The 4,568-nt window shown below is 67.7% G+C and carries 3 protein-coding genes; 1 reads left to right on the forward strand and 2 read right to left on the reverse strand.

Going from position 1 to position 4,568, the window contains the following annotated elements; all coding sequences use genetic code 11:
- Positions 1-336 precede the first annotated feature (336 nt).
- Positions 337-1,572, forward strand: coding sequence for a site-specific integrase (locus tag QHF83_RS52925; RefSeq protein ID WP_282425813.1), 1,236 nt, complete (start codon positions 337-339; stop codon positions 1,570-1,572).
- On the opposite strand, the gene QHF83_RS52930 is transcribed toward QHF83_RS52925, so the two are convergent.
- Together QHF83_RS52930 and QHF83_RS52935 are read right to left on the reverse strand one after the other, a co-directional pair.
- Positions 1,560-2,138 carry a DUF99 family protein gene (locus tag QHF83_RS52930; protein WP_282425814.1) on the reverse strand — a complete coding sequence of 193 codons (579 nt, stop codon included), beginning with the start codon at positions 2,136-2,138 and terminating at the stop codon, positions 1,560-1,562. The genes QHF83_RS52925 and QHF83_RS52930 overlap by 13 nt on opposite strands.
- Positions 2,139-2,550: 412 nt before the next feature.
- A partial coding sequence (locus QHF83_RS52935; protein WP_282425815.1) for an Ig-like domain-containing protein occupies positions 2,551-4,568 on the reverse strand: 2,018 nt, incomplete at its 5' end.

The following is a 4,568-nucleotide window of genomic DNA, read 5'->3' on the forward strand; positions in this document are numbered from 1 at the left end:
GCTGCCACGGTGCCCATTCTGTCACCGCACCGGCGATGTCATGCACGGGTCCTCCTGTAGAGAGCCGCCATCCCACGCCACCAACATGCGCCAACCCCTCTTGCTTGATTCTAATGTCCCGCAGTAGTGTTAGCCACGGGGAACGTTTACGAGCGGCGCGGCAAGTGGTTCGCGCGGCTCACCATCGGAACGAAGAAGCGGCAAAGCTTCATGCTCGAAACATGCAAGGACGAGCGGAGCGCCGTCACGCGTCAAGCCATCCTCGCGGAGCTGGCAGCGAAGCTCCGCAAATGCGGACGCGACGACATCGCGCCGGACATCATCAAGCGCGCCGCGGTGCGTGACGGGAAGGCATTGAACGAGGTGCGCAAGGCCGTTGACATGATCGCATCGGGACAGGTGGTGCAGAAGAACCTGACGCCGACGATCGAGCAAATCGGCAAGCGGTGGACGAGCGGCGAGCTGGCGGATCTTTATCCCGATCGAGTCAAGCGACGACGAAGTGCAAAAACCAACAGGTACGTGCTCGACAAATACGTCTATCCGATGGTCGGGGACGTGGCGATCGACAAGTTCACGCTCGACCACGCGGAAGCCGTCATGCGGAGCCTGCCACCGAAGCTCTCGCCAAACTCGCGGCGTTCTGTCGCGCAGCTCGTGTACCGGATCTGCTCGCTGGCGGTCCTTCCACTGCGCCATATCGCCGTGCATCCGCTGCCGCGGGGATTCGTGCCGCGGTATCAGGCAGGAAAAGCGAAAGGGTGGCTTTATCCTGACGAGGACGCGATGTTGCTTGGCTGCACGCAGGTTCCGCTGGAATGGCGCCTGTTTTACGGCTTCCTTCATCGGGAAGGGATGCGCCGCTCGGAAGCCCTTAACACGACCTGGTCTGACATCGATCTGGATCTCGGGGTGATTGTGCTCGATGTGAATAAGACGGACGAGCCCCGCGCGTGGGCATTGTCGCCTGGGGTCGTTGCCGCGTTGCGCGCTTGGCGGGAGCATTGCGCAGCGAGAGGCGTGCGAGTGTCAGGGGACGCGCCCGTCTTCGTGTACGACGAAGGAAGCCAGAAGGGACAGCGGCTCACCACGAGCGACACTGCCGGCCGGTTCCGCGGACATCTGGAGCTGGCAGGTATTCGCCGGCCGGAGCTGTTCGCGCGGACGGAGACGAGGATGCGGATCCGGCTGCACGATACGCGGGCCACGTTCGTCACGCTGGCGCTCGCGAACGGACGGACGGAGGCGTGGGTGCAGGACAGAACGGGGCACAAGTCAAGCGACATGATCAACCGCTACCGACGCGCCGCCCGCACGGCGGCCGAGCTTGGGCTCGACGTGTGCCGTCCGCTCCATGAGGCGATCCCCGAGCTGGCCCCCCGGAGCCCCGAGAGGACCCGCACGAAGGAAAAGGCGACGGAAAGGGCACCGCGTTCGCGGCGGGGGGCCCCCGTATCCGTGGAGATCCAGCCAAGATCCGCGGGGTTGGCGACCCCGGGTCAGGATGGCCAGAACTTCTCCCCGAGGGAGCTCGCTTCGCGATCTCCCGCAAACATCGTTCAGTCGTGCTGAACGACGTCCGCGCCAATCGCGCCAGGGACCGCGAGCGCGCTGGCGACGAGGTGCGCGACCCGGACGGGCTCGGGGAGACGGCCGTGGACGGCCAGCCGTCGGATCACCGCCGTGGCCTCGTCCATGCCGAGGCCCGCGCGCTGAATGAAGAGGTCGGCGCACGGCTCCATCGGCCCCGCCTTCTCGACGAGCTTCCATTTGCGCGCGCCGCCCGGGACCTTTTCGAGCAGCGCGTGCCGCACGGCCGGGACGTTCGGCTCGCGCTTCGACACGACCAACACGGCCATGCCGAGCCGCGCGGCGAGGTCGTGGATGTCGACCACGTTGAAACCCGCGAGCGCGATGCCTTCCATCATCACGAGCCGTGTATGCGCGGCGAAGCGCGAGCGGCTGATCATCGAGGCGAGGACGTCCGTGGCGTTCGCGCCGTCGCGCCGCACCTTCGCGGAGAGCACGCCTTCGAGCCTCGTTCCGGCGAACGCGACGCCCACGATCGGCACGTCGCCGCGGTGCGCGCGCGGGAAGGGCGCGTCGTCGACGCCGATGACGTGGGAGAAGATGCTCATGAGCCCGAGGGATGCTCGCGTCGTTCGAGATGTCAACCGTCTCAGACTGAGCATTGGTCTCATCTGGGAGGCGCCTCGCCGGGGCGCTGCCCCGGGCCCCGCGGGGGCTGTTCGCCCCTCGACCCGAACCAGGGCAAGCCCTGGACTCGGGATGGAAGAACTGCGCGGAGCGCAGTTCTTCCAACCGGCCGGTTGGACCGCGTTGCCCGTCGAAAGGGCAGCGCGGCTGTCTCGAGTCGGCCTGTTCGATGAACTGCGCGGAGCGCAGTTCATCGACGAACGGTCCAGCGCTTGCGCTGGTCCGGGTCCAGGGGCGGATAGCCCCGGTGGGGCCTGGGGCAACGCCCCAGCGCAGCGGCTTCGACATGAGACCAATGCTCAGCCACACCGTGGAGAGGGAGGGTTGGGGGGCTCAGGGCGTGACGGTGAGCACCGGGAGCTTGGCCGGGTCGAACCTGAGACCCGGGTTCGAGCCGGCGCCGTCCATGTCGCAGTAGGTCCAGCGCCCGCCGTCGAGGCTCACGCGATAGGTGTAGCGGTAGGTGCCCGCCGCGGGCGCGGTGAACGAGCCCTTGTACTCGTCGTCGTTGCCGTATTGCATGTTGAACGTGGCCGGGAACCATTGCCAGCCGCTCTGGCTCGTCGGGTTGACGTTGGCCGGGCCGTACCCGACCTCGGCCTTCACCGTGGCATTCACGCCGTTCAGATTCGTGATGTCGGCCTCGTAGACGCGGCCGTAGACGACGGGCGTCGTCTGGCCGGCGGCCACGGTGACGGACAGCGGGAATTGCAGATTGCAGTAATCGATCTCGGCGGGCAGATCCGACTCGTTGACCGTCGCGTCTTCGGCGCCGCAATCGCAGATGTGGGCCGCGCCGAAGCTGCTCCGCGGGGCGGCGGTGCCGACCACGAAGTCGGCCTCGTTGTTGTTCGTGTCCGTGCAGCCGTCGCCGACGCGGAAGAGCGATTTTTTCGGATCGGGCGTGTAGGGCCCGGGCGTATAGTCGTCCTCATCCTCGTACTCATAGCAACTCACGGAGCTCCCATAGCCGATGAAATCGACGAGCGACGTGTTGCCGAGGGGGCAATCGCCACTCACCTGCGTGTAGCTGCTCACGAGCGCTACCTTGCCCTGGCCGCCGTAGACCGAGGCGGTGTGCGTGACGTCCGGCGGCACCGGGAGCCAGGTGCCATAACTCCCGAGCCCGGAGCCCTCTTGGACCAAGAAATAACCACCGGGCGGAATCGTCTTGCTGGTCAGGTACGACGACGTGTAGAAGAGCCCGGTTCCGGACGCGAATTGCAGCGACCACTCTTTCAGGGACACCGGCGTCTTGCCGCGGTTGTGCAGCTCGATGTAATCGTACAAGTACGTCGCGCCGAACTCGCCACCATAACCGTAGACCTGGCTTATCACCACGGAGCCGATGCACGAAGGGGGCGGCGCGCCCGTCGCGAAGCCCGTCATCTGCGTGTACGCCGCGCCGAGGGCATTCCCATACGGATCCTTGGCCGCCGTGGTCACGCGCAACTTGTACGTCGTCCCGTACGAAAGCGCTGGCGCCGGGACGAGCGTCGCGACCGTGCCGCCGTTCGACATCGTGGGCGTCGCGGCGGCGAAGCCGAGGCACGTGGCGAAATCGTCGGTCGAGAGCTGGATCGTGCCCGTGCACGGGCCGATGTCCGTCTGCGCGCCGAGCGTCGCCGGGGCCATGGGCATGCTGAACGTCACGGCCACCGTCGCGCCCGCGGCCACGCCCGTCGCCGCGTCGGCTGGCGTCGTGCTCACGACCGCGGGGGCATCGCAGAGGCCGCCGATGCACGCGCCGGTCTGGCAATCGGCCGCCGTGGTGCAGGCCTGCCCCGAGGCGCAGGGCAAGCAGGTTCCGCCGCCGCAATCGACGTCCGTCTCCGTTCCGTTCTTCACGCCGTCGTCGCAGCTCGCCGGCTGGCAGACGTGGCCCATGCACACGCCGCTCGGGCATTGCGGGCCGGAGTTGCATTCGACGCAGGCTCCGTTGCCATCACAGAGCTTGCCGTCATTCACGTTGCAGGCCGTATCGGCGGGGAGGGGCGGATGCAAGGGGATGCCCGCGTCGCAAAGATCGCTCGTGCAGACGTTCCCGTCGTTCGGCGTGTCGTTCGCATCGACGGCGCTCATCGTGCTCCCGGCGCCGTCGCATTGCTCGACGCGGCAATCGCCGGCCTGCTGATTCGCCGTGGCCGTCCCCGCGGCCACGAACGAAGTGCCGCACGCGCCGGCCTCGCAGGTGGCCACGGCGCACGGGGTGCCGGGCGAGGGGCAATCGGCCGGGGTCACGCACATCGGGCCGCCGCCGCCAGCGCCGCCGGAGCCGCCCGCGCCCATGCCTCCAGCGCCGCCAGCGCCACCCGCGCCGGCCATCCCGCCCATGCCGCCCGCGCCCATGC

It is taken from the genome of Polyangium sp. 15x6, from assembly GCF_029960785.1.
GTDB lineage: Bacteria > Myxococcota_A > Polyangia > Polyangiales > Polyangiaceae > Polyangium.